Origin of the sequence: Bartonella sp. AC130YNZD (genome assembly GCF_042196865.1) — a bacterium.
Taxonomy (GTDB): Bacteria; Pseudomonadota; Alphaproteobacteria; order Rhizobiales; family Rhizobiaceae; genus Bartonella.
Genome location: NZ_JBHIQZ010000062.1, coordinates 1 through 3,920 on the forward strand (window position 1 = coordinate 1; position 3,920 = coordinate 3,920).

Genomic DNA, 3,920 nt, shown 5'->3' on the forward strand with positions numbered 1-3,920 from the left:
AGAGGTTTTGAACGAACAAACCAATAAGCATCTTGGGTAGTACCATTTTCTGTAATGTTATTTATTGTTATGTTTACAAGAAAAAGAATTATGATTGAAAAGAGGAAAGGACATATTAAAAATATGATTTGTTTACGATCTAGATTGTTTATCATTTTGACCCCGCGTATCGGTAAAAGAATGTTGTCCTATTTTTTGTAAATTTTTATATTCATTTGAATTTATATCAAGTTTTGCAGCATGAATTAAACATCCTAAAATAAAAGACTTATCAGCATTTTTAAGACCAGCCTTTACGACAAGACCGCCTAGAATAATTTTTTCACGTGCATCTTTACGTCTTATTTCATCACTCAAAAATCTCCTCCTTTTTTCAATTCGTCTTAGTGATTTTATAGAGTTACCAAGATTATTCAGTTTTTTGCTGTTCTTTTTGAAATCGGGCTTTAATCTCCTCGAAAATATTTTTCCATTGATCGTTTGTTATGTTTAATTCTGTTAACCCTGCTTCAGCTGCTAATAGTGCAATTTTTTCCCCTTCTTGTTTTTTAGCAGCTTTAATTCTTTCAAGAAGTTTTTTACTTTTTTCTTCCAGAGCTTTTTTTTCTTCCATAAGTTTTTCTAAAGATTTACGTGACATTTCAAACTCTCTTTTATTTTTTAATCTTTATTTTTACTTAACAGAATAAATATCCAATAACAATACTTGATAGTGCGCATTTATGCGCTCCTGAAAAAATGTCTTTTTTCAAAAGATTTTTGAGGGCGCAATTATACGTTTTAAAGTAAAACGTTTTATGCTATAGATTATTTCTGTGAAATAAACACAATTTTTTGTAATTATATCTTATGGCAAGTACACATTTACAAGCTAAAATTATTGGTGCTGGAAAATCAGCAATTTCGGCGGCTGCCTATCGCCATAGGACAAGGATGTTTGATGAGTTAGAAGGATCTCATACGCATAGATATGATAAAGATAGAGACCTTGTACATTCAGAAATGAATATTCCAGAAGGTTCTCCAAAATGGATTACACAACAACTCAGTTATTTTGATACAAATGATAAAAAAAGTGAATGGCTGTGGAACACTGTGCAAAATAGTGAGCGCGTGAATGGACAGTTGGCAAGAGAAATAGTTATAGCGTTGCCATTAGAGTTATCACGAGATCAAAATATTTCTCTTGTACGAGACTTTGTAAAAGAAAACTTTTCATCACGTGGTCTTGTTTCTGATTGGGTTTTTCATGACAAGGAAGGAAATCCACATGTGCATATTATGCATACTTTACGTCCAGTTTTAGAAAATGGTTTTGGTCCCAAAAAAATAGCTGTCTTAAATGAAGATGGAACAGTAAAAAAATCTCTTGTTACTATTCGTGATAGACAAGGGAATGCTATAAGAAAAGAAGAGCGTATAGTTTATGAAACCGTCATAGGTCATAAAGATGCATTGAAGAATTTACGCAACTCATGGGGTGAGATTGCAACGAGGCATCTTGCACTTGCGGGTCATGATATAAAAGTAGATATGCGTTCTTACAAAGAGCGTGGTTTATCCATAGAACCGACCATTCATTTGGGGCAATCTGCTTATGCAATGGGTAAAAAAGGACTTGCTAGCAATGCGGTACAAGCCAATGAAAAAATAAAACAGAGATCTGTAGAGAAAATTAAAGAAAACCCTAATGAAGTATTGAAGTTGATTTCATTTGAGAAGTCGACATTTAATCGTGGTGATCTTGCTAAGATCATTAATAGATATGTTGATAATTCAAATGACTTTAATGATATTATGGTGCGTTTAGAACAAAGCAATAACCTGATTAAAATTAAAGATCATTCCAATCCTCATAAGATCATTTATTCAACAAAAGAAATATTAAAAAACGAATATGATATGGAGCGGTGTGTTGTTTCGTTGTCTCAAACGACAGGATACGGTGTAAAAGATAAACAGGTTTTAGAGGCAATAAAGTCTGTTGAGAATAAAGATAAAAGTAATAGATTTAAATTTTCAGAAGAACAAAAATTAGCCGTTCAACATATTACAGATGATAAAGGTATTGCGGCGGTTGTTGGTTATGCTGGTGCTGGAAAATCCACTCTATTGGAAGCCGCAAATATTGCGTGGGTTAATAGTGGGAAGCGTGTATTTGGAGCAGCGCTTGCGGGGAAGGCTGCGGAAGGTCTTGAAGAATCTTCAAAGATAAAAAGTAAAACTCTTGCTGCGTGGGAATTAGCGTGGAAAAATAAAAAAGATGAATTACGGGTTGGTGATGTTTTTGTCATTGATGAAGCTGGAATGGTTTCTTCAAAACAACTTTCGCATTTTGTCCAAAAAGTTGAAAAAGCAGGCGCAAAAATTGTTCTTGTTGGTGATAATATGCAGTTGCAACCCATTGAGGCTGGAGCGGCATTTCGCGCTGTAGTTGATAATATTGGTTATGTAGAATTATCGGGTATCAGAAGACAAAAAGAAGAATGGGGGCAAGATGCATCACGACAGTTTGCACGTGGACAAGTAAAGGAAGCTTTAGATCATTATAAAAATAGAGGATTCATTCATGAGACTAAAACGCGTGACCAAGCCATAAATACTCTTGTTAAAGATTGGATGGATACACGAAGGAAAGTAGAACAAAAATGTGAGGAAGAAGGCAAAACTTTACGGGGTGACGAATTACTTGTTCTTGCTCATACAAATGCGTCTGTAAAAAAATTAAATGAAGAAATTAGAACCGCTCTTAAAGATGCTAGTTTACTTAAATTTGAAGATAGTGCAAGCGTCACAAATTTTGATACTCTTAAGGGGCGTAGGGAATTTGTTGTTGGTGACAGAATTATCTTTCTTGAAAATGCTCAATTTGAAGAAAGATATGCCCCAGAATTAGGAAAGCAAAAAGTTAAAAATGGTATGTTGGGAACTGTTTTGTCTACACAAAATGAAAGAGGAAAACCGCTCTTAAAAGTGCGTCTTGACTCTGGTAAGGAGGTTGTTTTCTCCAATCAGACTTATCAAAACGTTGATCATGGATATGCGGCTACGGTTCATAAGAGTCAAGGAGTTACCGTTGATAATGTCTTTGTTTTAGCCTCCTCATCTATGGATCAACATCTCTCCTATGTTGCAATGTCTCGACATAGGCATCAGTCACATCTTTATGTAGCCGAAGAGGATTTTAAAAACGTTCGATTACACGAACACAAACAGGTTAAAGGTACAATCACTGGTGAACTTGTAGAAGCTGGGTATGCTTCTTTTAGTGAAACTGCCAAAACCGAAACACCTTATGCGGATATAGCAACTTTCCGTGGAATTGAACGTGTTTATGGTGTAAATCTTCCCTCTGCGATAGATGGGGCTCGTATTGAGCTTGGTGACAAGATATCACTTCGTCAAGATAAAGAAACTATTGTTGTTAATAATAAAGAAATTAAAAGAAATGTTTTTAATGTTGATTTAATAGAACGCGGTGATCCTTCTTTTGTTGATGCTATCAAGCGGTCTGATCATGCTAATACCTATGAAAAATTGGTAGCAGCTCTTTCTAGGTCTGGTGTTAAAACAACTACTCTCGATTTTTCTGAATCTCCTGATTATAGAGATTATATAGCCAAATTTACAAAGAATAGAGGGATTGATGTTTCTCAAGGTTTAGGGGAAAAAATAGCCTCTTACGTTGATTTTAATAAAGAATGGTTGCAAAAACAAAAAGAGAAGATTGAATCCCTTTGGGATAGAGCAAAGACAAGTTTTTCAAAACTTCAAAAAGAAGATCTCAAGGTTGAACAATCACAAAAAGAGTTGAATGTTGCATCAAAAGCAACAGAACGAGAGCCATACCTTGCTGCTTATACGGATAACTCTAATCTAGAACAGAAGGTGCTAAGCGCTCTTAGAAATAAAAAATCTTA

General features: G+C 34.7%; 3 protein-coding genes. 1 reads left to right on the top strand and 2 read right to left on the bottom strand.

The genetic code is table 11. The annotated features are described in order from the left end of the window. Positions 1 to 132: 132 nt before the first annotated feature. Together ACFINU_RS09275 and ACFINU_RS09280 are read right to left on the bottom strand one after the other, a co-directional pair. A complete protein-coding gene (locus ACFINU_RS09275; protein ID WP_012755123.1) occupies positions 133 to 357 on the bottom strand; it encodes a conjugal transfer protein TraD in 225 nt (74 codons plus the stop codon). Positions 358 to 409: 52 nt separating this feature from the next. After that, a complete protein-coding gene (locus ACFINU_RS09280; RefSeq protein ID WP_273783759.1) occupies positions 410 to 613 on the bottom strand; it encodes a TraC family protein in 204 nt (67 codons plus the stop codon). A gap of 236 nt (positions 614 to 849) precedes the next feature. On the opposite strand from ACFINU_RS09280, the gene traA reads away from it, so the two are divergent. After that, positions 850 to 3,920 (top strand): Ti-type conjugative transfer relaxase TraA (gene traA, locus ACFINU_RS09285; protein ID WP_375667615.1); only part of this gene is annotated, 3,071 nt, incomplete at its 3' end.

What these genes read in the sequence shown, in the direction of transcription:
- ACFINU_RS09280 (WP_273783759.1), bottom strand. Translation starts at nt 613, where the DNA reads ATGGAAGAAAAAAAAGCTCTGGAAGAAAAAAGTAAAAAACTTCTTGAA.